24 protein-coding genes are annotated in these 25,333 nt (G+C 58.3%); 19 read left to right on the forward strand and 5 right to left on the reverse strand.

What is annotated here, in order from left to right:
- Window positions 1–72: 72 nt before the first annotated feature.
- The 9 genes from osmY (at window position 73) to deoD (ending at window position 9,140) form a co-directional block, all read left to right on the forward strand.
- The gene (osmY, locus tag DR88_RS22680; protein WP_004146042.1) at window positions 73–693 is read left to right on the forward strand and encodes a molecular chaperone OsmY; all 621 of its coding nucleotides are present in this window, start codon (window positions 73–75) and stop codon (window positions 691–693) included.
- A 129-nt stretch (window positions 694–822) separates the two neighbouring features.
- Window positions 823–984 (forward strand): DUF1328 domain-containing protein, encoded by a 162-nt coding sequence (locus tag DR88_RS0125045; protein WP_002887716.1) that lies wholly within the window; start codon window positions 823–825, stop codon window positions 982–984.
- Window positions 985–1,137: 153 nt separating this feature from the next.
- Window positions 1,138–2,211, forward strand: a complete 1,074-nt coding sequence (locus DR88_RS22675) for a patatin-like phospholipase family protein (RefSeq protein ID WP_025861080.1) — start codon at window positions 1,138–1,140, stop codon at window positions 2,209–2,211.
- The gene (locus DR88_RS22670; protein WP_004177496.1) at window positions 2,208–3,002 is read left to right on the forward strand and encodes a metal-dependent hydrolase; all 795 of its coding nucleotides are present in this window, start codon (window positions 2,208–2,210) and stop codon (window positions 3,000–3,002) included. Before DR88_RS22675 ends, DR88_RS22670 begins: the two co-directional genes overlap by 4 nt.
- 130 nt (window positions 3,003–3,132) lie before the next feature.
- Window positions 3,133–4,410, forward strand: a complete 1,278-nt coding sequence (locus tag DR88_RS22665) for a NupC/NupG family nucleoside CNT transporter (RefSeq protein WP_004146967.1) — start codon at window positions 3,133–3,135, stop codon at window positions 4,408–4,410.
- A gap of 416 nt (window positions 4,411–4,826) precedes the next feature.
- Window positions 4,827–5,606 (forward strand): deoxyribose-phosphate aldolase, encoded by a 780-nt coding sequence (gene deoC, locus DR88_RS22660; protein WP_002887784.1) that lies wholly within the window; start codon window positions 4,827–4,829, stop codon window positions 5,604–5,606.
- Between the two features lie 113 nt (window positions 5,607–5,719).
- Window positions 5,720–7,042, forward strand: a complete 1,323-nt coding sequence (deoA, locus tag DR88_RS22655) for a thymidine phosphorylase (RefSeq protein ID WP_002887787.1) — start codon at window positions 5,720–5,722, stop codon at window positions 7,040–7,042.
- Between the two features lie 52 nt (window positions 7,043–7,094).
- Window positions 7,095–8,318, forward strand: coding sequence for a phosphopentomutase (gene deoB / locus DR88_RS22650; protein WP_004151380.1), 1,224 nt, complete (start codon window positions 7,095–7,097; stop codon window positions 8,316–8,318).
- Between the two features lie 102 nt (window positions 8,319–8,420).
- Complete coding sequence (gene deoD, locus DR88_RS22645) at window positions 8,421–9,140, forward strand: purine-nucleoside phosphorylase (protein WP_002887789.1); 720 nt, start codon at window positions 8,421–8,423, stop codon at window positions 9,138–9,140.
- An 80-nt stretch (window positions 9,141–9,220) separates the two neighbouring features.
- On the opposite strand, the gene lplA is transcribed toward deoD, so the two are convergent.
- Window positions 9,221–10,237 carry a lipoate--protein ligase gene (lplA, locus tag DR88_RS22640; RefSeq protein WP_004146971.1) on the reverse strand — a complete coding sequence of 339 codons (1,017 nt, stop codon included), beginning with the start codon at window positions 10,235–10,237 and terminating at the stop codon, window positions 9,221–9,223.
- Window positions 10,237–10,884, reverse strand: a complete 648-nt coding sequence (locus tag DR88_RS22635) for a YtjB family periplasmic protein (RefSeq protein ID WP_002887794.1) — start codon at window positions 10,882–10,884, stop codon at window positions 10,237–10,239. Before DR88_RS22635 ends, lplA begins: the two co-directional genes overlap by 1 nt.
- 104 nt (window positions 10,885–10,988) lie before the next feature.
- On the opposite strand from DR88_RS22635, the gene serB reads away from it, so the two are divergent.
- Genes serB through nadR form a run of 3 tightly spaced genes read left to right on the forward strand, consistent with a single transcriptional unit; the run spans window position 10,989 to window position 14,606 of the window.
- Window positions 10,989–11,960, forward strand: a complete 972-nt coding sequence (gene serB, locus DR88_RS22630; protein WP_004177487.1) for a phosphoserine phosphatase — start codon at window positions 10,989–10,991, stop codon at window positions 11,958–11,960.
- 9 nt (window positions 11,961–11,969) lie between these two features.
- Entirely contained in the window at window positions 11,970–13,352 is a 1,383-nt protein-coding gene (radA, locus tag DR88_RS22625) for a DNA repair protein RadA (protein WP_002887800.1), read from the forward strand.
- 21 nt (window positions 13,353–13,373) lie between these two features.
- Entirely contained in the window at window positions 13,374–14,606 is a 1,233-nt protein-coding gene (gene nadR / locus DR88_RS22620) for a multifunctional transcriptional regulator/nicotinamide-nucleotide adenylyltransferase/ribosylnicotinamide kinase NadR (protein ID WP_002887802.1), read from the forward strand.
- A gap of 93 nt (window positions 14,607–14,699) precedes the next feature.
- On the opposite strand, the gene ettA is transcribed toward nadR, so the two are convergent.
- Entirely contained in the window at window positions 14,700–16,367 is a 1,668-nt protein-coding gene (ettA, locus tag DR88_RS22615; RefSeq protein ID WP_002887805.1) for an energy-dependent translational throttle protein EttA, read from the reverse strand.
- Window positions 16,368–16,595: 228 nt separating this feature from the next.
- Between ettA and sltY the strand changes: the two genes are divergently transcribed.
- Window positions 16,596–18,533 carry a murein transglycosylase gene (gene sltY, locus DR88_RS22610; protein WP_032444006.1) on the forward strand — a complete coding sequence of 646 codons (1,938 nt, stop codon included), beginning with the start codon at window positions 16,596–16,598 and terminating at the stop codon, window positions 18,531–18,533.
- 88 nt (window positions 18,534–18,621) lie between these two features.
- The gene (gene trpR / locus DR88_RS22605) at window positions 18,622–18,951 is read left to right on the forward strand and encodes a trp operon repressor (protein WP_002887809.1); all 330 of its coding nucleotides are present in this window, start codon (window positions 18,622–18,624) and stop codon (window positions 18,949–18,951) included.
- Here trpR and yjjX read toward each other — a convergent pair.
- Window positions 18,938–19,453 (reverse strand): inosine/xanthosine triphosphatase, encoded by a 516-nt coding sequence (yjjX, locus tag DR88_RS22600; protein WP_002887810.1) that lies wholly within the window; start codon window positions 19,451–19,453, stop codon window positions 18,938–18,940. The genes trpR and yjjX overlap by 14 nt on opposite strands.
- Window positions 19,454–19,566: 113 nt before the next feature.
- Here yjjX and gpmB point away from each other — a divergent pair, with 113 nt between their 5' ends.
- Complete coding sequence (gpmB, locus tag DR88_RS22595; RefSeq protein WP_002887811.1) at window positions 19,567–20,214, forward strand: 2,3-diphosphoglycerate-dependent phosphoglycerate mutase GpmB; 648 nt, start codon at window positions 19,567–19,569, stop codon at window positions 20,212–20,214.
- Here the strand turns inward: gpmB and robA are convergent.
- The gene (robA, locus tag DR88_RS22590; RefSeq protein WP_002887812.1) at window positions 20,211–21,080 is read right to left on the reverse strand and encodes an MDR efflux pump AcrAB transcriptional activator RobA; all 870 of its coding nucleotides are present in this window, start codon (window positions 21,078–21,080) and stop codon (window positions 20,211–20,213) included. The genes gpmB and robA overlap by 4 nt on opposite strands.
- Before the next feature lie 209 nt (window positions 21,081–21,289).
- On the opposite strand from robA, the gene creA reads away from it, so the two are divergent.
- Genes creA through creD form a run of 4 tightly spaced genes read left to right on the forward strand, consistent with a single transcriptional unit; the run spans window position 21,290 to window position 25,308 of the window.
- The gene (gene creA, locus DR88_RS22585; RefSeq protein WP_002887814.1) at window positions 21,290–21,763 is read left to right on the forward strand and encodes a protein CreA; all 474 of its coding nucleotides are present in this window, start codon (window positions 21,290–21,292) and stop codon (window positions 21,761–21,763) included.
- A gap of 12 nt (window positions 21,764–21,775) precedes the next feature.
- Complete coding sequence (creB, locus tag DR88_RS22580; RefSeq protein ID WP_032417861.1) at window positions 21,776–22,465, forward strand: two-component system response regulator CreB; 690 nt, start codon at window positions 21,776–21,778, stop codon at window positions 22,463–22,465.
- Complete coding sequence (gene creC, locus DR88_RS22575; RefSeq protein ID WP_004146982.1) at window positions 22,465–23,889, forward strand: two-component system sensor histidine kinase CreC; 1,425 nt, start codon at window positions 22,465–22,467, stop codon at window positions 23,887–23,889. Before creB ends, creC begins: the two co-directional genes overlap by 1 nt.
- A 60-nt stretch (window positions 23,890–23,949) precedes the next feature.
- Entirely contained in the window at window positions 23,950–25,308 is a 1,359-nt protein-coding gene (creD, locus tag DR88_RS22570) for a cell envelope integrity protein CreD (protein ID WP_004146983.1), read from the forward strand.
- Window positions 25,309–25,333: the final 25 nt, after the last annotated feature.

Raw genomic sequence — 25,333 nt, forward strand, 5'->3', positions numbered from 1 at the left:
GTGTTTTTAAAAATGCTGGCGTAATTCACTGCGATAAGACGCCAGCGCTGGTGAAAAAACGAGGACATAACGATGACCAGACTAAAGAATGCCAATATGTTGCTGGCGCTCTTCTTAGGCTTAGCCGCGTTGAACGCCTCGGCAGAGACGGAAAAAACAACGGTAGACAGTGCGAAGTCGGCTGCCAGCAATGCGGGAGAGGCGGTAGATAATTCGATTAACAAAGTCGGCGATTTTATGGATGACAGTACCATTACCGCACGGGTAAAAGCGGCGCTGATCGACCATAAAGATATTAACTCCGGCGATATTTCGGTGAAAACGGAGAATAAAGTGGTCACCCTCAGCGGCGACGTCACCAGTGCTGAACAGAAAAGTCAGGCACTGAGCGTAGCGAAAGAGGTCAAAGGCGTCTCACACGTTAACGACAAGCTGACGGTCCATCATAAATCATCGAGCGAGACGGCGACGCTGAAAGGCTATGCCGGGGATACCGCCATTACCAGCGAAGTGAAAGCCAAGCTGCTGGCGGATGACATTGTCCCTTCGCGCAATGTGAAAGTCGAAACCAACGCCGGCGCGGTACATCTGACCGGTACGGTGGCTTCCGCGGCGCAGGCGGAGCGTGCCGCAGAGATTGCGAAAGCGGTCTCCGGTGTGAAAAGCGTGCGCAACGATCTTAGCGTTAAGTAAACCGAGTTATTAACAAAAGTGTTGTCTGGCCAAGGTTGCCGAACGAATAGCAGCATCCACTGAGCGATGAGCTATACAGAAAGGGTGCGCAAACCGCTGTTCACCGTCCATTATGGTAAGGAGAAAAGTATGTTTCGATGGGGAATTATTTTTCTGGTCATTGCATTAATTGCTGCGGCTCTGGGCTTTGGTGGTCTGGCGGGTACGGCCGCTGGCGCTGCGAAAATCGTCTTTGTCGTCGGGATTATCTTGTTCCTGGTGAGCCTGTTTACAGGACGCAGACGTCCTTAGGCGGCCCGCGATGCGGGCGATACTGAAGCCTAAGCATTTTTACTGACACGTCATCTTACACAAAGCCAGTCCTGAGGACTGGCTTTCGCGGTTTAAGCGGCGGGCAAATTGCGTTACCTTGTCAGGAGAAGATCAATCGAACAGGAAAGCAGGGTGGGGCAACGCATTCCCGTCACGCTGGGCAATATCGCCCCGCTGGCGGTTAAACCCTTCCGACCAGGCAAGCTGGCGCTGGTATGCGAAGGCGGAGGACAGCGAGGGATTTTTACTGCCGGGGTGCTGGACGAATTTATGCGCGCCGGATTTAACCCCTTTGACCTGATGCTGGGTACTTCCGCCGGCGCGCAAAACCTCTCCGCCTACATGTGTAATCAGCAAGGATATGCCCGCAAAGTTATCACCCGCTACACCACTTCACGCCAGTTTTTCGATCCGATGCGCTTTGTGCGCGGCGGCAACCTTATCGATCTCGACTGGCTGGTTGAGGCCACTTCGCAGCAAATGCCGCTTGCCATGAACTATGCCGAAGCGCAGTTCGCGTTGGGGAAAGAGCTGTGGCTATGCGCTTGCCGCGGTGACGATTACTCCGCCAGCTATTTTTCGCCGACGCCGCAAACGTGGCTGGATCTGATCCGCGCCTCCAGCGCCATCCCCGGCTTTTATCGCAGCGGCGTGTTGCTCGACGGCGTTAGCTACCTGGACGGCGGCGTCAGCGATGCGATCCCGGTGCAGGAGGCGGCCCGCCGCGGCGCCCAGACCATCGTGGTGATCCGTACCGTCCCTTCGCAGATGTTTTATACCCCGCAGTGGTTCAAGCGGATGGAGCGCTGGCTGGGAGAGAGTAGTCTGCAACCGCTGGTCAATTTGGTGCATCATCACGAAACCACCTACCGCGCCATCCAGCAGTTCATCGAGAAATCGCCGGGTAAGTTGCGGATCTTCGAAATCTATCCGCAGCGGCCGCTGCGCAGCATGGCGCTTGGCAGCCGACTACCGGCGCTGCTGGAGGACTACAAAACCGGGCGCCAGTGCGGCCGTTATTTCCTGGCAACGGTGGGTAAACTACTGGCCGACCAGCCGCCGCTGCTGCGCCACGCGCCGCGTATTGCCCGGCCCGCGCCGGTGGTGGTGCCGCCGGTGCCGGTGGCCAATGAAGCGCCCCAGGCGACCATCATTCCTGCGCCCCAGGCGAATGACCCCAGTTTTGATCATGAGGATCTGGCGTGACGCACCGTTTTATCGATACCCACTGTCACTTTGATTTTCCCCCCTTCGCGGCAGATGAGGTCGCCAGCCTGGCGCGTGCGGCGCAGGCCGGCGTCGGGCGAATTATCGTTCCAGCCATCTCTGCTGAGCGTTTTAGCCGCGTGCTGGCGCTGGCAGCTCAGCACGAAGCGCTGTACGCCGCGCTGGGTATGCATCCGATCGTCATCGAAGAGCATACTGATGAGGGACTGGCGCAGCTGGAAGCCTTGATGGCGCAGCGGCCGCCTAAACTGGTGGCGGTGGGAGAGATTGGCCTCGATCTTTATCGCGACGATCCGCAGTTTGATCGTCAGCAGGCGCTGCTGGAAGCGCAGCTGAGGCTGGCGAAGCGTTACGATCTGCCGGTGATCCTCCACTCCAGACGCACCCACGATAAGCTGGCGATGCTGCTGAAAAAACATGCCCTGCCGCGTACCGGAGTCATCCATGGCTTTGCCGGCAGCCTGCAGCAGGCCGAGCGCTTCGTTCAGCTTGGCTATAAGATCGGCGTTGGCGGCACCATTACCTATCCCCGCGCCAGTAAAACCCGTGAAGTGATGGCGCGTCTGCCGCTTTCCGCTCTGCTGCTGGAGACCGATGCGCCGGATATGCCGCTAAATGGCTTTCAGGGACAGCCCAATCGACCGGAACAAGCTGCACGGGTATTTGAGGCGCTGTGTGAACTGCGTCCGGAGTCGCCGGCAGCCATAGAAGAAAGGATCATGCACAATACGCTCGCCTTGTTTTCCCTTCCCCCGGCCTCTGTATGGTGATCGATTTCTCATAATTGTCCATCCATATCATTGATTTGCTTAAAATGTGTGAAGCCAGACGGGCAGGATAGTTTCAGGCCGATATAATCACGCGGTTAGTACTGGACTATCAAAAACACAGGGAATCTGTATGCAAATCCTCATGGGACTTATCGGCATGGTGGCGCTATTGGCCATTGCTGTGCTGCTCTCCAATAACCGAAAAGCCATTAACCTGCGCACCGTGCTCGGCGCCTGGATAATCCAGGTGGGTATCGGCGCGTTAATATTGTATGTACCGGCCGGGCGCGCGGCGCTATTAGCGATGTCGAATGGCGTCGCCAGCGTTATTGCCTACGGCAATGAAGGGATTAGTTTCATCTTCGGCGGGCTGGTCTCCGATAAAATGTTCGAGGTGTTTGGCGGCGGCGGCTTCGTCTTTGCCCTGCGCGTGCTGCCGGTGATCGTCTTCTTCTCGTCGCTGATTGCCGTGCTTTACTACCTGGGCATTATGCAGCTGGTCATTCGCATTCTCGGCGGCGCGCTGCGGGCAGTGCTGAAGACCTCACGTACCGAATCGCTGTCGGCCACGGCGAACATCTTTGTTGGCCAGACCGAAGCGCCGCTGGTGGTGCGTCCTTATATCGCCACCATGACTCGCTCGGAGCTGTTTGCGGTCATGTGCGGCGGCCTGGCCTCGGTGGCGGGCTCGGTACTGGCGGGCTATGCGCAGATGGGCGTTCCGCTGGAGTACCTTATTGCCGCGTCGTTTATGGCGGCGCCGGGAGGCCTGCTGTTTGCCAAAATTATCGTACCGGAAACGGAAAAACCGGACGATAACCCGGCTCATGACAGCCAAAGCGCTGACGCGGATAAACCGGCCAACGTGCTGGATGCCGCCGCCTCCGGCGCCGCGTCTGGTATGCAACTGGCGCTCAACGTCGGCGCGATGCTGCTGGCGTTTATTGCGCTGATCGCCCTGCTGAACGGCATACTCTCCGGCGTCGGCGGCTGGTTTAACCATCCTGAGCTGTCGCTGCAGATGATCCTCGGCTGGATCTTCTCACCGCTGGCGTGGGTGATTGGCGTGCCGTGGCACGAAGCGGCGGTGGCGGGGTCGTTTATCGGCCAGAAGCTGATCATTAACGAGTTCGTGGCCTACATGAACTTTGGCGAATATTTAAAGGCGGATGCCGAAGTGGCGGCGGCCGGGCTGCAGGTCATTTCAGATCACACCAAAGCCATTATCTCTTTCGCGCTGTGCGGCTTTGCCAACCTGTCATCGATCGCCATTCTGATTGGCGGACTCGGGGGAATGGCGCCCAACCGGCGGCAGGATATCGCTCAGCTTGGGCTACGTGCGGTAGCGGCGGGGACGCTGTCCAACCTGATGAGCGCCACCATCGCCGGGGTTTTTCTCGCCCTGTAAGCCTGTCTCCTGAACCAGCGGCCACCGTGCCGCTGGTGTTGCTGTAAATGTGATAATTCCATCACCTCTCTCTTTTTTGAAAAATAGTTTATATTTCAATTTGTAGCGTTTTTATTGCCCGTAAATTGGGCAAAATGTGCGCCACGCTATCGAGTGCATCTGTTATTGTGTGTTAGAATTATCACATTCTCATCGGCGGTATAGTATCGATTATGCTTAAGAGGGTACTAACGATAATTGCTGCGGTATTGAGTGGTAATTTGTGATTTTGATCACGTTACAGTAATGCAAATTAGTAAGTAGTTTTCATTAACTGTGATGAATGTCGAAGTGTAACGACGAGCGAATGTTACAATAGTAACAGACTCGCAAGGTGAACAAACTATTGATCCGGCATGACGCCGGCGGAGTATGAAATGACTGATTTAAAAGCAAGCAGCCTGCGCGCGTTAAAACTGATGGACCTGACCACTCTGAATGACGACGACACCAATGAGAAAGTCATTGCCCTGTGTCATCAGGCGAAAACGCCGGTGGGTAACACCGCGGCGGTCTGCATCTACCCGCGCTTCATCCCGATCGCCCGTAAAACGCTGAATGAGCAGGGGACGCCGGATATTCGCATCGCCACGGTCACCAACTTCCCGCACGGGAATGACGATATCGACATTGCGCTGGCGGAAACCCGCGCGGCGATCGCTTACGGCGCTGACGAAGTGGACGTGGTCTTCCCGTACCGCGCGCTGATCGCCGGCAACGAGCAGGTCGGTTTCGAGCTGGTGAAAGCCTGTAAGGAAGCCTGTGCGGCGGCTAACGTGCTGCTGAAAGTGATCATCGAAACCGGTGAGCTGAAAGAAGAAGCGCTGATCCGTAAAGCGTCTGAAATCTCTATCAAAGCCGGGGCCGATTTCATCAAAACCTCGACCGGTAAAGTGCCGGTAAATGCCACGCCGGAAAGCGCGCGCATCATGATGGAAGTGATCCGCGATATGGGCGTTGAGAAAACCGTTGGCTTCAAACCGGCGGGCGGCGTGCGCAGCGCGGAAGACGCGCAGCAGTTCCTGGCGATCGCTGATGAACTGTTCGGCGCCGACTGGGCCGATTCTCGTCACTATCGTTTTGGCGCATCCAGCCTGCTGGCTAGCCTGTTGAAAGCCCTGGGTCACGGCGACGGCAAGAGCGCCAGCAGCTACTAATCCCTTGATTTGCCGGATGGCGCTGCGCTTATCCGGCCTACGAATTGATGCCTGTAGGCCGGATAAGGCGCTCGCGCCGTCATCCGGCAATTTATTCTCTTTGGGAGGTTACCGTGTTTCTCGCACAAGAAATTATTCGTAAAAAACGTGATGGTCAGGCATTAAGCGATGAAGAGATCCGCTTTTTCATCAACGGCATCCGCGACAATACTATCTCTGAAGGGCAGATCGCCGCGCTGGCGATGACCATCTTCTTCCACGATATGTCTATGCCGGAGCGCGTTTCGCTGACCATGGCGATGCGGGATTCCGGTACCGTTCTGGACTGGAAAAGCCTCAACCTTAACGGTCCGATCGTCGATAAACACTCTACCGGCGGCGTCGGGGATGTCACTTCGCTGATGCTGGGGCCGATGGTGGCCGCCTGCGGTGGTTACGTACCGATGATCTCCGGCCGCGGCCTCGGCCATACCGGCGGTACGCTGGACAAACTGGAAGCGATCCCGGGCTTCGATATCTTCCCGGACGACAACCGCTTCCGCGAGATTATTAAAGATGTTGGCGTGGCAATTATCGGGCAGACCAGCTCCCTTGCCCCGGCCGACAAACGTTTCTATGCCACCCGCGATATTACCGCGACGGTGGACTCCATCCCGCTGATTACCGCCTCGATTCTGGCGAAGAAGCTGGCGGAAGGGCTGGATGCGCTGGTGATGGACGTCAAAGTCGGCAGCGGCGCGTTTATGCCGACTTATGAACTCTCTGCCGCGCTGGCCGAAGCGATCGTGGGTGTCGCCAACGGCGCCGGCGTGCGCACCACCGCGCTGCTGACCGATATGAATCAGGTACTGGCCTCCAGCGCCGGCAACGCCGTTGAAGTTCGCGAAGCGGTGCAGTTCCTGACCGGCGAATACCGCAACCCGCGCCTGTTCGACGTGACAATGGCGCTGTGTGTGGAAATGCTGATCTCCGGCAAGCTGGCGGCGGACGATGCCGAGGCGCGCGCGAAGCTGCAGGCGGTGCTGGATAACGGTAAAGCGGCGGAAGTGTTTGGCCGCATGGTCGCGGCGCAGAAAGGGCCGAGCGACTTTGTCGAGAATTATGCTAATTATCTGCCGACGGCGATGCTGAGCAAAGCAGTCTATGCTGATACCGAAGGTTTTATCAGCGCGATGGATACTCGCGCGCTGGGCATGGCAGTGGTTTCTATGGGCGGCGGCCGCCGTCAGGCATCGGACACCATTGACTATAGCGTTGGCTTTACCGAGATGGCGCGTCTGGGTGACCGCGTCGACGGACAGCGTCCGCTGGCGGTGATCCATGCCAAAGACGAGAACAGCTGGCAGGAGGCCGCGAAAGCGGTCAAAGCGGCCATTAAACTGGACGATAAAGCCCCGGAAATTACACCGACAGTCTATCGCCGTATCACTGAATAGCGATATACTGATCTGATCGCTTTTTTGCAGCGCAAGATGTATGGAGAACAAGATGAAACGTGCATTTATCATGGTGCTGGACTCCTTTGGGATTGGCGCAACGGAAGACGCAGACCGCTTTGGCGACGTCGGCGCCGATACGCTGGGCCACATTGCAGAAGCCTGCGCCAAAGGCGAGGCTGACCACGGCCGCAAAGGCCCGCTGAATTTACCGAACCTGACCCGTCTGGGTCTGGTGAAAGCGCATGAAGGCTCCACCGGTAAAATTGCCGCGGGTATGGATGGCAATGCCGAAGTGATTGGCGCCTATGCCTGGGCGCATGAACTTTCTTCCGGTAAAGATACCCCGTCCGGCCACTGGGAAATCGCCGGCGTGCCGGTGCTGTTTGACTGGGGCTACTTCAGCGACCAGGAAAACAGTTTCCCGCAGGAGCTGCTGGATAAGCTGGTGAAACGCGCCAACCTGCCGGGCTATCTCGGCAACTGCCACTCCTCCGGGACGGTGATCCTCGATCAGCTCGGCGAAGAGCATATGAAAACCGGGAAACCGATCTTCTATACCTCCGCTGACTCGGTGTTCCAGATCGCCTGTCACGAAGAGACCTTTGGCCTCGACAAGCTGTATGAGCTGTGCGAAATCGCGCGTGAAGAGCTGACCGAAGGCGGCTATAACATTGGTCGCGTGATTGCTCGTCCTTTCGTGGGCGACAAAGCCGGTAACTTCCAGCGTACCGGTAACCGTCACGACCTGGCGGTAGAGCCGCCGGCGCCGACCGTGCTGCAGAAGCTGGTCGATGAGAAAAACGGCCACGTGGTGTCCGTGGGTAAAATCGCCGATATCTACGCCAACTGCGGTATCACTAAGAAAGTGAAAGCCACCGGGCTGGACGCGCTGTTCGACGCGACCATCAAAGAGATGAAGGAAGCGGGCGACGAGACTATCGTCTTCACTAACTTCGTCGATTTTGACTCCTCCTGGGGCCACCGTCGTGACGTCGCTGGCTACGCGGCGGGTCTGGAGCTGTTCGACCGCCGTCTGCCGGAGCTGATGGAGCTGGTTGGTGAAGACGACATTCTGATCCTCACCGCCGACCACGGCTGCGACCCGACCTGGACCGGTACTGACCACACCCGCGAGCATATCCCGGTGCTGGTGTACGGCCCGAAAGTGAAACCAGGTTCGCTCGGTCACCGTGAAACCTTCGCGGACATCGGCCAGACTATTGCGAAATACTTTGGTACGTCTGACATGGAATATGGCAAAGCCATGTTCTGAGGTCATTGCCCGGTGGCGCACAGCGATCCGGGCCTACGATTTGTAGGCCGGGTAAGGCGTAGCCGCCACCCGGCAAAAACAACAATGTAAAAGGAACTGAAGATGGCAACTCCTCACATTAACGCAGAAATGGGCGATTTCGCTGACGTCGTTTTGATGCCGGGCGACCCGCTGCGCGCGAAGCACATTGCAGAAACCTTCCTCGAAGACGTGCGTGAAGTGAACAACGTGCGCGGCATGCTGGGCTTCACCGGTACCTATAAAGGCCGCAAAATCTCCGTGATGGGCCACGGGATGGGTATCCCGTCCTGCTCTATCTACACCAAAGAGCTGATCACCGATTTCGGCGTGAAGAAAATCATCCGCGTGGGCTCCTGCGGCGCGGTGCGTGAAGATGTCAAACTGCGTGACGTGGTGATCGGCATGGGCGCGTGCACCGACTCTAAAGTGAACCGTCTGCGTTTCAAAGACCATGATTTTGCGGCGATTGCCGATTTCGGCATGGTGCGTAATGCGGTAGACGCGGCGAAAGCGCTGGGCGTTGACGCGCGCGTCGGCAACATCTTCTCCGCAGACCTGTTCTATACGCCGGACCCGTCCATGTTCGACGTGATGGAAAAATACGGCATTCTGGGCGTGGAAATGGAAGCGGCGGGTATCTACGGCGTGGCGGCGGAGTTCGGCGCGAAAGCGCTGACCATCTGCACCGTCTCCGACCACATCCGTACCCACGAGCAGACCACTGCCGCTGAACGTCAGACGACCTTCAACGACATGATCAAAATCGCGCTGGAATCCGTGCTGCTGGGCGATAAAGAGTAAGAGCTGTTGTGCCGGGTGGCGGCTTCGTCTGACCCGGCCTACGGTTTTCCAGGCCCGCTAAGCGCAGCGGGCTTTTTTTATCAGCGCACTGCGCCGGCAATCCACGCCGACAGTTCTTTCAGTTCCGCTTCCTGCTCCGGGAAATCGCCGACCAGCGCCTCGCACTGCTGCTGTAATACTTCCGCCCGATACTGACAGCCGACTAAGCGTGCCGCAAGGGCCTCCAGCGGCGCCGGGTTCAGGCTATCGGTAAAGGCCTGCGCGCGGGTGATATGCCCTTTTTCGACGTCAAAATGCAGCTCAACGCCGCCCCAGCGAAAGCGCTCGTCCAGAAGATGAGAGAAGGCCGGTGCCTGGCCGAAGTTCCACTCCCAGCTGCTCTGACGGGCGAAGGTCTCAGCAAAATTTGGTAGATCCGGCGTGTTGTCCGGGGAGATCACCTCGGCGTCCACCCGTTCGCCGTAATGGCTGAAGAATGCTTCCTGGATCGCCTCGCAAACTTGCTGATGGGTAATGCCCGGCAGCAGCTCAACCAGGTTCGCCACCCGTCCGCGCACCGAGGTAATGCCTTTAGCCTGCAGCTTTTTCTGGTCCGGGTTGAGGTAGTTGGCGAGACGGCTTAAATCGGCGTTGAGCAGCAGGGTGCCGTGATGAAAACCGCGGTCCATGGTTTCACGATAGGCGGAGCCGGAGACTTTGCGGTCGCCGCTGTCGGTTTTGACCACCAGATCGTTGCGCCCGGAGGCTTCGGCGGTTACGCCGAGTGAATTAAGCGCCGTCAGCACAATAGCGGTGGAGACGGTTTTGTCGTACTCCGGTTTGCCTGCCATAAAGGTAAAGCAGGTATTGCCGAGGTCGTGGAACACCGCGCCGCCGCCGCTGCTGCGACGGGCCAGCCGCACATGGTCTTCCTCCATGCGGCGGGTATTACACTCCTTCCACGGGTTCTGCGCGCGGCCGATGACCACGGTATCGGCATTGCGCCACAGGAACAGCACCCGCTGGGTGGCGGGCATCTGGCGGAAAATGCACTCCTCGACCGCCAGGTTGAACCACGGGTCGTAAGAGTCAGAGAGCAGGAGGCGCAATGTGGACATTATAGATTTCCTTTCTTTTCATCGTCTTCATCCTCAACCGGCTTGTTGGCGGTGAGCAGGAAGGGCGATTGCTGCCAGCGGGTGCGTTTGCCCTGCAGCAGCGTGCGGGTCAGTACCACGCCGATAGCCAGGGACAGTAACAGCATCAGGCGTAAGATATTGGTGGTATTATCCACCTGCTTCGCCTCGGTCGCCAGGGTATGAGTATCGAGGGTCAGACGCAGGTAGCCCAGCGGGCCGTTTTTTCCTGGCACCGGTTCGACAATCTGCTGGTTGAAGTAGCCGCCGGCTTTTTTACCATCCAGCGCCAGCCGGTCGCGAACCTCGACGCTTTCGCCAGAGCGCGCCACCAGGTCGCCCTGTTCGTCATATACCCCGGCGTCCAGGACGCGGCTGTTATGGGTTAGCTGGGTCAACAGCTGATTGATGCGCTTCTCGTCAGGCGTCTCGCTGCGCATCAGCGGCGCGAGATTCAGCACCACCTGCTGCGCCAGCGTGCGGGCCAGCTCTTCCAGCTGCGGATTGCGTTGTTTCTGACTGTTCTGACTGAACCACGAAGCGCCCTGCATCAGCGCGACGAGCAGGGCGAGACAGATAAGAACAATGACCGCACGATGCAGCCGGAATTTCAGTTTTGCGCGAACCATATTCCACCTTTGAAAATTTGCAGCTTAATGTTGCCAGAAGCGCTGGTTACAAGGTAGCCTCATGCGTTATTTTCCTCGCCTGAATGAAGAGATGTGGAGCCGTAATGCCTAACAGTTTGACCTGGTGCGACCTGCCTGAAGACGTTTCCCTGTGGCCTGGGTTGCCGCTTTCCCTGAGCGGCGACGAGGTCATGCCGCTGGATTATCACGCCGGGCGCAGCGGCTGGCTGCTATATGGTCGCGGTCTGGATAAACGTCGGCTGACGGCGTGGCAGCGTGAGCTGGGTGCCGCGTTAGTGATCGTTGCCTCCTGGGTGGTCGAGGATTACCAGGTGATCCGTCTGGCCGGTTCGCTGACTCCCCGTGCGACGCGACTGGCGCATGAGGCGGGGCTGGACGTCGCGCCATTGGGTAAAATCCCCCATCTGCGCACCCCGGGCCTGCTGGTGATGGACATGGACTCCACGGCGATTCAGATCGAATGCATCGATGAGATTGCGAAACTGGCCGGCACCGGCGAGCTGGTCTCGGAAGTGACCGAGCGGGCGATGCGTGGCGAGCTGGACTTCACCGCCAGCCTGCGCCAGCGCGTGGCGACGCTGAAAGACGCCGATGCCAGTATTTTGCTGCAGGTTCGCGACGCGCTGCCGCTGATGCCGGGCCTGGCGCAGCTGGTGCTCAAGCTGGAAACGCTGGGCTGGAAAGTGGCGATCGCCTCCGGCGGTTTCACCTTCTTTGCCGAATATCTGCGCGACAAACTGCATCTCGACGCGGTATTCGCCAATGAGCTGGAGATCCGCGACGGCAAGCTCACCGGCAACGTGCTCGGCGATATCGTCGATGCGAAATATAAAGCCAATACGTTGCGCAAGCTGGCGGAAAAGTATGAGATCCCAACGGCGCAAACCGTGGCTATCGGCGATGGCGCCAACGACCTGCCGATGATTAAGGCAGCAGGGCTTGGCATCGCCTATCACGCGAAGCCCAAAGTGAATGAACAGGCGGAAGTGACTATCCGCCACGCTGACCTGATGGGGGTATTCTGTATCCTCTCGGGCAGCATGAACCAAAAGTAAGAGGTAAACGTGGCGAAAGCTCCAAAACGCGCATTTGTCTGTAATGAATGTGGTGCGGATTATCCGCGCTGGCAGGGGCAGTGCAGCGCCTGCCATGCCTGGAACACCATCACCGAGATGCGCATCGCCGCGTCGCCGCAGGTGGCGAGAAACGAGCGTCTTTCAGGCTATGCCGGTAACGCTGGCGTGTCGAAGGTGCAGAAGCTGTCAGATATCAGCCTGGAGGCGCTGCCGCGTTTCTCCACCGGCTTTAAAGAATTTGACCGCGTGCTGGGCGGCGGCGTGGTGCCGGGCAGCGCGATCCTGATTGGCGGCAACCCCGGCGCGGGCAAATCGACGCTGCTGCTGCAAACCCTCTGCAAACTGGCGGAAGGGATGAAAACCCTGTACGTCACCGGGGAGGAGTCCCTGCAGCAGGTGGCGATGCGCGCCCATCGTCTCGGGTTGCCAACGGCCAACCTGAACATGCTCTCGGAAACCAGCATTGAGCAGATCTGTCAGATCGCCGATGAAGAAAAGCCGCAGCTGATGGTGATCGACTCCATCCAGGTGATGCATATGGCCGACGTGCAGTCGTCGCCGGGCAGCGTCGCCCAGGTACGGGAAACCGCGGCCTATTTGACGCGCTTTGCTAAAACTCGCGGCGTGGCGATTGTGATGGTCGGCCACGTCACCAAAGACGGCTCGCTGGCCGGTCCGAAGGTGCTGGAGCACTGTATCGACTGCTCGGTGCTGCTGGACGGGGATGCCGACTCCCGCTTCCGCACGTTGCGCAGCCATAAAAACCGCTTTGGCGCGGTGAACGAGCTGGGCGTCTTCGCCATGACCGAGCAGGGCCTGCGCGAAGTGAGCAACCCGTCCGCTATCTTCCTCAGCCGGGGAGATGAAATCACCTCCGGTAGCTCGGTGATGGTGGTCTGGGAAGGGACCCGCCCGCTGCTGGTGGAGATCCAGGCGCTGGTCGATCACTCGATGATGTCCAACCCGCGCCGCGTTGCGGTGGGGCTGGAACAGAACCGTCTGGCGATCCTGCTGGCGGTGCTGCACCGTCACGGCGGCCTACAGATGGCCGATCAGGACGTCTTCGTCAATGTGGTCGGCGGGGTGAAGGTCACGGAAACCAGCGCCGACCTGGCGCTGCTGCTGGCGATGGTCTCCAGCCTGCGCGACCGTCCTCTGCCGCAGGATCTGGTGGTCTTTGGCGAAGTGGGGCTGGCCGGGGAAATTCGCCCGGTACCGAGCGGTCAGGAGCGTATCTCCGAAGCGGCGAAGCACGGCTTCCGCCGCGCCATCGTCCCGGCGGCCAATGTGCCGAAAAAAGTGCCGGAAGGCATGCAAATCTTTGGCGTGAAAAAGCTTTCAGACGCGCTAAGCGTTTTTGACGACTTATAATAAGTTAAAAGGAGATTAGCGATGTCGTCATTTGACTATTTAAAAAGCGCCATTAAGCAGAAAGGCTGTACCCTGCAGCAGGTGGCGGAAGCCAGCGGAATGACCAAGGGGTATCTTAGCCAGCTGCTGAATGCCAAAATCAAAAGCCCGAGCGCGCAGAAGCTTGAAGCGCTGCATCGTTTCCTCGGGCTGGAGTTTCCCCGCCGACAGAAAAGCGTCGGCGTGGTGTTTGGTAAGTTTTACCCGCTGCATACCGGGCATATCTACCTGATACAGCGCGCCTGTAGCCAGGTCGATGAGCTGCATATCATTATGGGCTATGACGATACCCGCGACCGCGAGCTGTTTGAAGAGAGCGCCATGTCGCAACAGCCGACGGTGCCTGACCGCCTGCGCTGGCTGCTGCAAACCTTTAAATATCAGAAGAATATTCGCATCCACGCCTTCAATGAAGAGGGGATGGAGCCCTATCCGCACGGCTGGGACGTCTGGAGCCATGGGATCCGCGCTTTTATGAGCGAAAAAGGGATCGAGCCGAACCGGATCTATACCTCGGAAGAGGCCGATGCGCCGCAGTACCTTGAGCATCTGGGGATCGAGACGGTGCTTATCGATCCTAAGCGGACCTTTATGAATATTAGCGGCGGGCAGATCCGCGAGAACCCGTTCCGCTACTGGGAATATATTCCGACGGAAGTGAAACCGTTCTTTGTGCGGACGGTGGCGATCCTCGGCGGCGAGTCGAGCGGTAAATCGACGCTGGTCAATAAGCTCGCCAATATCTTCAATACCACCAGCGCCTGGGAATATGGCCGGGATTATGTTTTTTCGCATCTCGGCGGCGATGAGATGGCGCTCCAGTATTCGGATTACGATAAAATTGCCCTTGGGCATGCGCAGTATATTGATTTTGCGGTGAAATATGCCAACAAGGTGGCGTTCATCGATACCGACTTCGTCAGCACTCAGGCCTTCTGTCTGAAGTACGAGGGACGTGAGCACCCGTTTGTGCAGGCGCTGATTGATGAATACCGCTTCGACCTGGTGATCCTGCTGGAGAACAATACCCCGTGGGTGGCCGATGGACTGCGCAGTCTTGGGAGCTCGGTGGATCGTAAAGAGTTTCAGTCGTTGCTGGTATCGCTGCTGAAAGAGAACGAGATCGAATTCGTCCATGTGAAGGAGTCGGACTACGATGCCCGGTTCCTGCGCTGCGTCGAGCTGGTGAAACAGCTGATGGGCGAGCAGGGGTAGGGGCTCTGCGGGCTGTAGCCCTCACCCCAACCCTCTCCCAATGGGAGAGGGAGCAAACATTAAAAAAGGCAACTTGCGTTGCCTTTTTGCGTTTTATTTCGCGATACGTTTGTACTTGATTCGCTTCGGCTCCAGCGCGTCGGCGCCAAGAGTGCGTTTCTTGTACTCTTCGTACTCGGTAAAGTTACCTTCGAAGAACTCAACCTTACCTTCATCCTGGTAATCCAGAATGTGGGTGGCAATACGGTCAAGGAACCAGCGGTCGTGCGAGATAACCATCGCGCAGCCCGGGAACTCCAGCAGGGCGTTTTCCAGCGCGCGCAGGGTTTCGATATCCAGGTCGTTGGTTGGTTCATCGAGCAGCAGGACGTTACCGCCGACCTGCAGCAGTTTCGCCAGGTGCAGACGACCACGTTCACCGCCGGACAGCTCGCCAACGCGTTTACCCTGGTCGACGCCTTTGAAGTTAAAGCGGCCCACGTAGGCGCGGCTCGGCATCTCGGTGTTGCCGATCTTCATGATATCCAGGCCGCCAGACACTTCTTCCCACACGGTCTTACTGTTGTCCATCGCGTCGCGGAACTGATCGACGGAAGCCAGCTTAACGGTTTCACCCAGGGTGATGGTGCCGGAATCAGGCTGTTCCTGGCCGGACATCATGCGGAAGAGGGTGGATTTACCCGCGCCGTTCGGACCGATGATGCCGACGATAGCGCCTTTCGGTACCGAGAAGCTCAGATCGTCAATCAGAACGCGGTCGCCGTAGGATTTGCGCAGATGGCTGACTTCCAGAACTTTATCGCCCAGACGCGGGCCTGGCGGAATGAACAGTTCGTTAGTCTCGTTACGTTTCTGATATTCAACGTTGTTAAGCTCTTCAAAGCGCGCCAGGCGGGCTTTGCCCTTAGACTGACGGCCTTTCGCGCCCTGGCGAACCCACTCGAGTTCTTTCTCGATAGATTTGCGGCGTGCGGCTTCCTGAGAAGCTTCCTGCGCCAGACGCTGGTCTTTCTGCTCCAGCCAGGAGGAGTAGTTGCCTTCCCACGGAATACCTTCGCCGCGGTCAAGCTCGAGGATCCAGCCGGCGACGTTATCAAGGAAGTAACGGTCGTGGGTAATCGCCACCACGGTGCCTTCGAAGTCGTGCAGGAAGCGTTCCAGCCAGGCGACGGACTCGGCGTCGAGGTGGTTGGTCGGTTCGTCGAGCAGCAGCATATCCGGTTTTTCCAGCAGCAGACGGCACAGCGCGACGCGGCGGCGTTCACCACCGGAAAGATTAGCGATTTTCGCATCCCAGTCCGGCAGGCGCAGGGCGTCGGCCGCGCGCTCCAGTTGGACGTTCAGGTTGTGGCCGTCGTGCGCCTGGATAATCTCTTCGAACTTGCCTTGCTGTGCGGCAAGCTTATCGAAGTCCGCATCCGGCTCGGCGTATTTGGCATAGACTTCGTCCAGCCCCTTCAGCGCGTTAACCACTTCGGCGACCGCTTCTTCCACGGACTCGCGCACGGTGTGCTCCGGGTTGAGCTGCGGCTCCTGCGGCAGGTAGCCGATTTTGATGCCGGGCTGCGGACGCGCTTCACCTTCGATCTCGGTGTCGATACCGGCCATGATGCGCAGCAGGGTAGATTTACCGGCGCCGTTCAGACCGAGCACACCGATTTTCGCGCCAGGGAAAAAGCTGAGGGAGATATTTTTCAAAATATGACGTTTCGGCGGAACCACTTTGCCGACACGATGCATGGTATAAACGAATTGAGCCACGTTGGACTTCGCCTCTTTCTATTTTGATAGATAGTTCAAAGCCGAAGTGTAGCCTTTTTCGCGCGCTAATCCCAGCGAGGCGACAGGATTCACAGAAGCGTAAAAAAATGTCCAGGACATGGCGCGTTTAGCGTTGTCTGATTAGCATAAGTAAAGCCGCCTGCCGAACCGGCAGGGGTTTTTAAGCGGCACGATGCTGCGAAAATGCACCGGAAAGAGGAAGAGCTTGTGGAAAAAGCCAAAAAAATGGCGTGGCATCTTTTGGTTGCCAGCGTTGGTTTGTTGACGTTGAGTCAGCTGGCGCATGCGGATTCATTGGATGAACAGCGCAGCCGCTACGCACAAATTAAGCAGGCGTGGGATAACCGGCAGATGGATGTAGTCGACCAGCTGATGCCCACGTTAAGCACCTATCCCCTGTATCCCTATTTGCAGTACCGACAGATCACCGACGATCTGATGAACCAGCCGGCGCTGGTGGTGAAAAACTTTATTGACGCCAATCCGACGCTGCCCCCTGCGCGTTCATTACGTTCGCGCTTCGTGAATGAACTGGCCCGGCGCAGCGACTGGCGCGGCTTGCTGGCGTTTAGCCCGGATAAGCCGACCAGCACCGAGGCGCAGTGCAACTATTACTACGCCAAGCTGAGCGTGGGGCAGTCGCAGGAGGCCTGGAGCGGGGCGAAAGAGCTGTGGTTGACGGGCAAGAATCAGCCCGGCGCCTGTGAACCGCTGTTCAGCGCCTGGCGCGACTCCGGTCAGCAGGATCCGCTGGCCTATCTCGAACGGATCCGCCTGGCGATGAAGGCCGGCAATATGGGGCTGGTGAAATCGCTGGCCCAGCAAATGCCCGCCAACTACCAGAGCATCGCCAGCGCCGTGGTCGCCCTGGCTAACGATCCAAACAGCGTCCTCACCTTCGCCCGCACCACCGGGGCGACGGACTTTACCCGTCAGATGGCCGCCGTCGCCTTCGCCAGCGTCGCCCGCCAGGACGTGGAAAATGCCCGCCTGATGATCCCTTCGCTGGTACAGGCTCAGCAGCTCAATGAGGATCAGACCCAGGAACTGCGCGATATTGTCGCCTGGCGCCTGATGGGTAGCGATGTAACCGAAGAGCAGGCCATCTGGCGCGATGACGCAATCATGCGTTCGCAGTCCACGCCGCTGGTGGAGCGGCGGGTACGGATGGCGTTGGGGACGGGCGATCGCCATGGCCTCAACACCTGGCTGGCGCGCCTGCCGATGGAGGCGAAAGAGAAAGACGAATGGCGCTACTGGCAGGCGGATCTGCTGCTGGAGCGCGGCAGGGATGAGGAGGCGCAGGCGATCCTTCGCTCGTTGATGCAACAGCGAGGCTTCTACCCGATGGTCGCCGCGCAGCGTCTTGGCGAGGAGTATACCTTCCGCATCGATAAAGCCTCGGGCACCATCGATCCGGCGCTGGCCTCCGGGCCGGAGATGGCGCGGGTACGTGAGCTGATGTACTGGAATATGGATAACACCGCGCGCACCGAATGGGCCAACCTGGTCACTAGTCGCACCAAATCCCAGCAGGCGCAGCTGGCGCGCTATGCCTTCGATCAGCACTGGTGGGATCTGAGCGTGCAGGCGACGATCGCCGGTAAGCTGTGGGATCAGCTGGAAGAACGTTTCCCGCTGGCCTATAACGACCTGTTTGCCCGCTATGTTAGCGGCAAAGATATTCCGCAGAGCTACGCGATGGCGATTGCCCGTCAGGAGAGCGCCTGGAACCCGAAAGTGCGCTCGCCGGTCGGCGCCAGCGGACTGATGCAGATTATGCCGGGCACCGCGACGCATACCGTCAGTATGTTCAGCATTCCCGGCTACAGCGGCCCGTCGCAGCTGTTGGATCCGGAAACCAACATCAATATCGGCACCAGCTATCTGCAGTACGTTTATCAGCAGTTCGGCAATAACCGTATCTACGCCTCAGCGGCCTATAACGCCGGGCCGGGCCGGGTACGCAGCTGGCAGGGGAACAGCGCCGGACGGATCGACGCCGTGGCGTTTGTCGAGAGTATTCCGTTTTCGGAAACCCGCGGCTACGTGAAGAATGTCCTCTCCTATGACGCCTACTACCGCTACTTTATGGGGCAGCAGGATAAGATCCTCAGCGATGCGGAGTGGCGCCAGCGTTACTGATCGCCGGGAAGTATGTTATGCTTTGTACTCGTTGAAGAGTACATTCGACGGGCAGCGTAAGCTGCCCGTCTCAATATGGTGGCGCGATATGACCCAACAATCTCCCTATTCCGCGGCCGTTGCCGAACAACGTCATCAGGAGTGGCTGCGCTTTGTTGCCCTGCTTCAGCAGGCCTATGCTGAGGATCTGCATCTGCCGTTGCTGCAGCTGATGCTGACGCCCGACGAGCGCGAAGCCTTGGGTACCCGGGTGCGCATTATCGAAGAGTTGCTGCGCGGCGAGATGAGCCAGCGTGAGCTGAAAAATGAGCTCGGCGCCGGAATTGCGACCATTACCCGCGGGTCGAACAGCCTAAAATCGGCGCCGGTAGAGCTGCGCCAGTGGCTTGAGCAGACGCTGCTGGCTAGCGATAAATAGCATTATGGAACGGGCTTAGCGCCAGCACGACCGCCTGGTGGTAAACGCTGCTGCGGGTTAATCTGCCGCCGGTGAAAACCCCAATCGCCCCCTCTTTACGACCGATCTGATCGATGCCGGTATACTGCGACATGACCGGGCCGAGGGCTTCGCCAGCGCGAACCTGCTCAAGAATAACGTCAGGCAACGGCAGCGTGGCTGAGCGCGCTTCTCCGCGCTGGCTGGCGCTTTCGATGACCACCCAGCTAAAGGTGCTGTCATCGTCGATACCGGCTTCGATGGCTACCCAGAAATCGGCATTTGGCTGGGCAAGGCGCGCATTGGCGACGCGATTTCGTGCGCCAGCGCGCGTTTCCTCGCTGCCGAAGGGCTGTTCCGGCACGCCGCTCTCGACGGCGACGGACTCAATGTGGCAGGATCCTTCGCCGAAAATCTCGTCAAAAGCCTGCAGAATTGCCTGAATTTTGGCGGGATTAGTGGTCGCTGAGACAACATGGTGCATAATCAAAACAACTCAGAATAAACTAACGTCATCGCAGTATACTCTAAATCACCCCGAGGGCAGGCGGTAATGCCCGAAAGCGGTTGATAACGAGTCCAGAACGGAAAAAAAGCATGTTACAAGTATACCTTGTTCGCCACGGTGAAACGCAGTGGAACGCCGAGCGACGTATTCAGGGTCAGTCCGACAGCCCGCTGACCGCCCATGGTGAGCGCCAGGCCTGGCAGGTGGGCGAGCGCGCCAGAACGCTGGGGATCACCCATATCATTACCAGCGATCTGGGGCGAACCCGCCGCACAGCAGAAATTATCGCCGAAGCCTGCGGCTGCAGCGTGATCGCCGATGCGCGCCTGCGCGAACTGGATATGGGGGTGCTGGAGAAGCGCCATATCGACTCGCTCAGCGAAGAAGAAGAAGGCTGGCGTCGCCAGCTGGTCAACGGCACACCGGACGGTCGTATTCCGCAGGGCGAATCGATGCAGGAGCTCAGCGAGCGTATGCATGCGGCGCTGGCATCCTGTCTGGAATTACCCGCCGGTAGCCGGCCGCTGCTGGTGAGTCATGGGATCGCGCTGGGCTGCCTGGTGAGCACGATATTAGGGCTGCCGGCGTACGCTGAGCGTCGTCTGCGGCTGCGCAACTGCTCTATTTCGCGCGTCGACTATCAGCAAAGCCCGTGGCTGGCTTCCGGCTGGGTGGTGGAAACGGCGGGCGACGTCTCGCATCTTGACGCCCCCGCAATGGACGAGCTGCAGCGTTAACGGCGGATCGGGATCAGATACTCGCAGCGCAACTGAATCGGCGTGGCCTGATCCCGGCTTTCATCTTCAGGGTAGAAGCGTTCAATATCCAGCCCCTTGCGACGCGTCAGGTTCAGCATCGGCATGCAGGTGCCGTAGACGGTCAGGATGAATTCCTGCAGACCGGTACCCAGCCCTTCATACGTAAACATGACATACTCGCCGCCCTCCAGGGTCACTGGATGGGCATGCTGCAGGTGGCCGTTAGCCATCTCCGGCGTCAGCGCGGTGGTATAGAATACTTCCTGCTCATCGTCTTTTTCCAGGCTCGGACGCGGCTCATGCAGCCCGTAGAGCACCGGGGGGATTGACGGTGAGTTGCCGAGGAAGTCTCGCCAGAACTGGACCCGCATCTGGTTACGAAAATCGGAGATTTCCTCGAGCTTACAGGTATAGCTCTGGGTCACGCCAAGCAGCTGAGTGGGGGGAAGAGTGATAAACTCATGTTTCGGCAGGGTAAATTCGCCAAGACGCAGCGGCGGGCGCATACCGAACGAGCTCCAGTCCGGCGAGCGGCGGTAGAGCGCCGGCGTCAGCGAGAATTGTTTCTTAAACGCTCGGGTGAAGGTCTGCTGGGAGTCGAAACGGTACTGCAGCGCAATATCAAGGATTGGACGGGCGGTCAGGCGTAATGCGACAGCAGATTTCGACAAGCGGCGCGCGCGAATATAGGCACCGATGGCATGGCCGGTGACATCCTTAAACATTCGCTGCAAATGCCACTTGGAATAACCTGCCTTCGCCGCCACATTATCCAGAGAAAGCGGCTGATCCAGGTGACCTTCCAGCCAGCTAAGGAGATCGCGAATAATCCCTGCTTGATCCATAAAATGTCCCCATCCTTAAACACAGGTGCCTGATATTAAAGTAGCGGATAATAGCATTTTTTGATGTTTTAGCATTCAGTGTTTTTTTTGCTTTTAAATGCGGTAGGTCAGGGGATTTGGACGATAATTTTGTAAAGCTGTGATCTATAAACCTTTTCTGCTAAGTGCGTGATAATCACTCAGCTATATTTTTTAATAATGGTAACAATATGAAATACAAGAAGTTTGCGATGGGGCTGCTCCTGCTGGCCGGTAGCCAGCTGGCTCAGGCGGAGCAGATTGGTTCCGTGGATACGGTCTTCAAATGGTTAGGGCCGGATCACAAAATCGTCGTCGAAGCCTTTGACGATCCGGATGTACAGAACGTGACCTGCTATATCAGCCGGGCGAAAACCGGTGGCATCAAAGGCGGGCTGGGGCTGGCGGAAGATACCTCTGACGCGGCGATTTCCTGCCAGCAGGTCGGGCCGATTGAGCTAACGGACAAAATCAAAAACGGTAAAAGCCAGGGCGACGTGGTGTTCCAGAAGCGCACCTCGCTGGTGTTTAAAAAACTGCAGGTCGTGCGTTTCTATGATGCGAAGCGCAATGCGCTGGTCTATCTGACCTACTCGGATAAAGTGGTTGATGGCTCGCCGAAGAACGCCATCAGCGCCGTGCCGATCATGCCATGGAATAAATAAACGGGAGCGCGCATGCAGCAGCCACGGATTTGGTTAGTTGAGGATGAACAGAGTATCGCTGATACCCTGGTTTACATGCTGCAGCAGGAGGGCTTCCTGGTCAGCGTCTTTGGCCGCGGTTTGCCCGCGCTGGAGGCGGCGGCGCATCAGGCGCCAGATGTCGCCATCCTCGACGTCGGCTTGCCGGATATCAGCGGCTTCGAGCTCTGTCGGCGTCTGCTGACGCGTTATCCGGCGCTGCCGGTGCTGTTTTTGACGGCGCGTAGCGACGAGGTCGATAAGCTGCTGGGGCTGGAAATCGGCGCTGACGATTACATCGCCAAGCCGTTTTCACCACGCGAAGTCTGCGCGCGGGTGCGAACCGTGCTGCGGCGGCTGCAGAAGTTTGCCGCGCCATCGCCGGTGGTACGCGTCGGCGAGTTTGTGCTCGATGAGCAGGCGGCGGCGATCAGCTGGTTCGGCCAGCCGCTGAATCTGACGCGCTACGAATTTCTGCTGCTGAAAACCCTGCTTCACGCGCCCGGTCGCGTCTTCTCCCGTCAGCAGCTGATGGAGCTGGTGTGGATCGATGCCTGGGAAAGCCTCGACCGTACCGTCGATACCCATATCAAAACCCTGCGCGCTAAGCTGCGGGCTGTGAATCCTGAAAAGGCGCCAATCAATACCCATCGCGGTATGGGCTATAGCCTGGGGCGCGGCTGATGCGCATCGGCATGCGCCTGCTGCTGGGCTATTTTCTTATCGTCGCGATCGCCGCGTGGTTTGTGCTGTCGATCTTTGTCCAGGAAGTGAAGCCGGGCGTGCGCCGGGCGACAGAGGGGACCCTCAATGATACCGCTACCCTGTTGGCGGCGCTGGCGCGTGAGGATCTGCTGGCGGCAAACCCGCAGCAGGGCAGGCTGGCGCAGGCCTTTCACCAGCTCAACCAGCAGCCGCTCAACGCCAATATTGGCGGAATTAAAAAGGTACGTAATGAGTACCGCGTCTATCTGACCGATGCCCGGGGCAAGGTGGTGTTTGACTCCAGCGGGCAGGCGACAGGGCAGGACTATTCGCGCTGGAACGATGTCTGGCTCACCCTGCGCGGCCAGTACGGCGCGCGCAGTACGCGCAGCGATCCGCATGATGAAGCCAGCTCGGTGATGTATATCGCCGCGCCGGTGATGGATAAGGGGCGGATTATCGGCGTGCTGAGCGTCGGTAAACCCAACCTGGCGATGACGCCGGTCATTAAGCGCAGCGAGCGGCGGATCCTCTGGGCCGGCGGCGCCCTGCTGGGCATTGCGCTGTTGATTGGCGGCGGCGTCGTCTGGTGGATCAATTTCTCTATCGGCAAGCTGGTGCGCTATGCGGACTCGGTGACCGCTGAGCGCCCGCTGCCGCTGCCGGAGGTTGGCAGCAGCGAATTGCGCAAGCTGGCCCAGGCTCTGGAGAGCATGCGGGTAAAGCTCGAAGGTAAGAATGCCATCGAAAACTATGTCTATGACCTGACCCATGAACTGAAAAGCCCGCTGGCGGCCATCCGCGGCGCGGCGGAGATCCTGCGCGAAGGGCCGCCGTCTGAGGTGGCGGCGCGGTTTACTGATAATATCCTCGCGCAAAACACCCGGATGCAACTGCTGGTGGAGCGGCTGCTCCAGCAGGCGAGACTGGAAAGCCGGCTGGAGATAAAGCAGCATCCGGTGTCGATAGATGCGCTATACCAACGGCTGACGGAGGAGCGCAACATCGCTCTGGCGGCGAAAGCTATCACCCTGCGCTGGCGGGAGAGTGGGATGCTGGTCAATGGCGATGGCGAGCTGCTGGCCCAGGCGCTGGGTAATCTGCTCGACAACGCGATTGACTTTACCCCCCAGGGCGGTGAGATCGCCCTGGCTGCGGAGAAGCGAAATGAAGAGGTGCAATTGAGCGTTATCGACAACGGGTGCGGTATTCCGGACTATGCCCTGGAACGAATCTTTGAGCGATTCTATTCGCTGCCGCGCGAAGACGGCCATAAGAGCAGCGGCCTTGGGCTGGCGTTCGTTCGTGAAGTCGCGCGCCTGCATCACGGCGATATCAATCTGCACAATCGGCCCGAAGGCGGCGTGGTCGCCACGCTGCGACTTCACCGTCCCTTCACATAGCTTCAAATTCTCCCCACACAGCCGTCCTATTGTGAGGCCATCACGATAGGGAGAAAGGCTATGTTGAAATCACCGTTATTCTGGAAAATCACCACGTTAATAGGCTGTATTGTGCTGCTATCTTTGCCGTTAATGATGGTCAGGGAGCTTATTAATGAGCGAGCGGATTATCGTAGCGAAGTGGTGGACGCCATTGAGCAAAGCACCAGCGGCTCGCAAAAACTCGCCGGACCGCTGATCGCTATTCCGATAACCGAGACCCTGTCCCGCATGGAGAACCAAAAAGAGGTCAACTATCAGCGGAGCTGGGTGTATTACTGGCTGCCGGAGTCGCTGGCGGTCACCGGCAAACAGACCGTGGAGTCGAGGAGGGTGGGCATCTACAGCGGCCAGGTCTGGCATAACGCCTTGCAGATTAAGGCCTCGTTTGATCCGCTGCGTCTGGCGGCGCTGAGAAAAACGAATATCGTCTTAGGCCAGCCGCGGCTGGTGGTGAGCGTCGGCGATGCCCGCGGCATTGGCGCCATCCATGCCCCGGAGGTCAACGGTAACGTATTAAGCGTGGAGCCGGGGCTGGGGATAAGCGGCTATGGCGCAGGTATTCATATGCCAATGCCTGCGCTGGCGGAGGACAACAAGCCGCTTGAGATTGCCTTTTCACTCGATCTGAACGGGACGGGAGAGTTTTCACTGGTGCCGCTCGGGCGTAACAGCGAGCTGCAGCTGACCAGTAACTGGCCGCATCCCGGTTTTCTCGGCAGCTTCCTGCCAACGCAACGGGAAGTGAGTGCTGCCGGCTATCGCGCCCACTGGCAAAGCAGCTGGTTCGCCAACGATATGGGGAGCTATTTCAAGGATGATATGGAGATCCCGTGGTCGCGACTGCCGGCGTTCAGTGCCGATGTGATGTCCCTTGCCGACCAGTACCAGCTAACCGATCGGGCGACAAAATATGCCATCCTGTTAATCGGGCTGACCTTTATGGCTTTTTTCGTGTTCGAGAGCCTGACCCGTCGTCCCCTGCATCCGATGCAATATCTGCTGGTGGGCTTATCGCTGGTGCTGTTTTACCTGGTGCTGCTGGCGCTCTCAGAGCACATTGGTTTTACCGCCGCCTGGCTGGCGGCCAGCCTGTCTGGCGCGGTGATGAATGGGATCTACCTTCAGGCAGTGCTCAGAGGATGGCGTAACAGCCTGCTGTTTGTCGCCGCGCTACTGCTGCTGGATGGCGTGATGTGGTTTCTGTTGCATTCTGAGGATAGCGCGCTGCTGCTGGGTACCGGGGTGCTGGCGCTGGCGCTGAGCGTCCTGATGTTTTTGACCCGTCGCGTGGACTGGTATGCGTTATCGCTGCCGAAAGGCACAGTGCCTCCGACACCGGCTGCCGATGAGGATAAGCTGCGTCTCTGGAAAGAGTGACGGCATAAAAAACGGCGCCCCTGGG

The sequence above is a fragment of the Klebsiella pneumoniae genome (genome assembly GCF_000742135.1).
In the GTDB taxonomy this organism is placed as follows: Bacteria; Pseudomonadota; Gammaproteobacteria; order Enterobacterales; family Enterobacteriaceae; genus Klebsiella; species Klebsiella pneumoniae.